This window comes from Streptomyces beijiangensis, assembly GCF_017315755.1.
GTDB classification, from domain to species: Bacteria; Actinomycetota; Actinomycetes; order Streptomycetales; family Streptomycetaceae; genus Streptomyces; species Streptomyces beijiangensis.
Genome location: NZ_JAFLRJ010001333.1, coordinates 1 through 274 on the forward strand (window position 1 = coordinate 1; position 274 = coordinate 274).

Annotated in this window: 1 protein-coding gene; it reads left to right on the forward strand. The window is 64.2% G+C overall.

Annotation, left to right across the window (positions count from 1 at the left end; all coding sequences use genetic code 11):
• Positions 1-31 precede the first annotated feature (31 nt).
• The coding region (locus J0695_RS41715; RefSeq protein WP_206970025.1) for a transposase at positions 32-274 on the forward strand (243 nt) is incomplete at its 3' end.

Consider the following 274-nt stretch of genomic DNA (forward strand, 5'->3'; position numbering starts at 1 on the left):
AAAATGCCTCACCGTGATCGGGGTGAATGCGATGCAGCTGTCGTTCGGTGATGCCGAGGGTCTGGGGAGCCGCAAGCGCACGCGGCGCGAGGTGTTTTTGGCGGAGATGGAGCAGGTGGTGCCGTGGCAGGCGCTGCTGGGTCTGATCGAGCCGCACTACCCGAAGATGGGCCGTCCCGGTCGCCAGCCCTATCCGTTGGCGACGATGCTGCGCATCCACTTCCTGCAGCAGTGGTATGCGCTCAGCGACCCGGCGATGGAAGAAGCCTTGTAC